This is a genomic window from Bradyrhizobium sp. P5_C11_2, assembly GCF_054049755.1.
In genome coordinates this window covers 1-1,242 of sequence record NZ_JBFULT010001044.1, presented here as the reverse complement: position 1 = coordinate 1,242, position 1,242 = coordinate 1, and the positions used below count along the sequence as shown (strand labels likewise).

The following is a 1,242-nucleotide window of genomic DNA, read 5'->3' as shown; positions in this document are numbered from 1 at the left end:
ATTCCAATCTGCGCATGGTCGTGCTCGACGAGATCAACATCGCGCTGCGCTACGACTATCTCGACATCACTGAGGTCGTCGACTTCCTGACAACGCACAAGCCGCCGATGACGCATGTCGTCCTCACCGGGCGCAATGCCAAGGACGAGCTGATCGAGATCGCCGACCTCGTCACCGAGATGACGCTGGTCAAGCACCCCTTCCGCTCCGGCATCAAGGCGCAAGCCGGCGTCGAGTTCTGATTGGGCTCAGCGATGGCGCGCGCATTGATGATCCAGGGGGCCGGCTCGGACGTGGGCAAGTCGCTCATCGTCGCCGGTCTCGCACGCGCCTTTGTGCGTCGCGGCTTGCGCGTGATGCCTTTCAAGCCGCAGAACATGTCGAACAATGCGGCGGTCACCATTGATGGCGGCGAGATCGGCCGCGCGCAGGCGCTTCAGGCGCTCGCCGCGGGCGTCGAGCCGCACACCGACATGAACCCGGTGCTGCTGAAGCCCGAAACGGATGTCGGTGCGCAGGTCATCGTCCAGGGAAAGCGCATCGCGACCGCGCGGGCGCGTGAGTATGCGGCGATGAAGCCTTCGCTGATGGGCGCCGTGCTGGAGAGCTTTGAGCGGCTGAAGGCGCGCGCCGATCTCGTGCTGGTCGAAGGCGCCGGCAGTCCGGCCGAGGTCAATTTGCGCAAGGCCGACATCGCCAATATGGGTTTTGCGCGCAAGGCTGACGTGCCTGTGGTGCTCGTCGGAGACATCGATCGTGGCGGCGTCATCGCCCAGCTCGTCGGGATCAAGACGGTGATCGATCCGGATGACGCCGCGATGATCCAGGGCTTTGTCATCAACAAGTTCCGCGGCGATCCCACCCTGTTCGATGACGGCTACCGGTTGATCGAACAGAAAACATCCTGGCGCGGCTTTGGCGTGCTGCCGTGGTTTGCGCACGCCGGCGAGCTGCCGGCCGAGGATGCGCTGGGCCTCAGCGACGCGCGAAAACCCGGCCAATGCAAGATCGCCTGTCTCGCGCTGTCGCGGATCGCCAATTTCGATGATCTCGATCCGCTGAAGCTCGAACCGGGCGTCGACCTGGTGATGGTGCGTCCGGGTGAAGCCATCCCCGGCGATGTCCGTCTCGTCATCATCCCCGGCTCGAAATCGACGCGCGGCGACCTTGCTTTCCTGCGCGCGCAAGGCTGGGACATCGATCTCGTGGCGCATCACCGCCGGGGCGGCCATGTGCTCGGCC

2 protein-coding genes are annotated in these 1,242 nt (G+C 64.7%); both read left to right on the top strand.

Annotated elements, in window-relative coordinates; genetic code table 11:
- The coding region (locus ACXJL8_RS41520; protein WP_456687087.1) for a cob(I)yrinic acid a,c-diamide adenosyltransferase at positions 1–242 on the top strand (242 nt) is incomplete at its 5' end.
- A 12-nt stretch (positions 243–254) separates the two neighbouring features.
- Positions 255–1,242 (top strand): cobyric acid synthase (locus tag ACXJL8_RS41515; protein ID WP_456687086.1); only part of this gene is annotated, 988 nt, incomplete at its 3' end.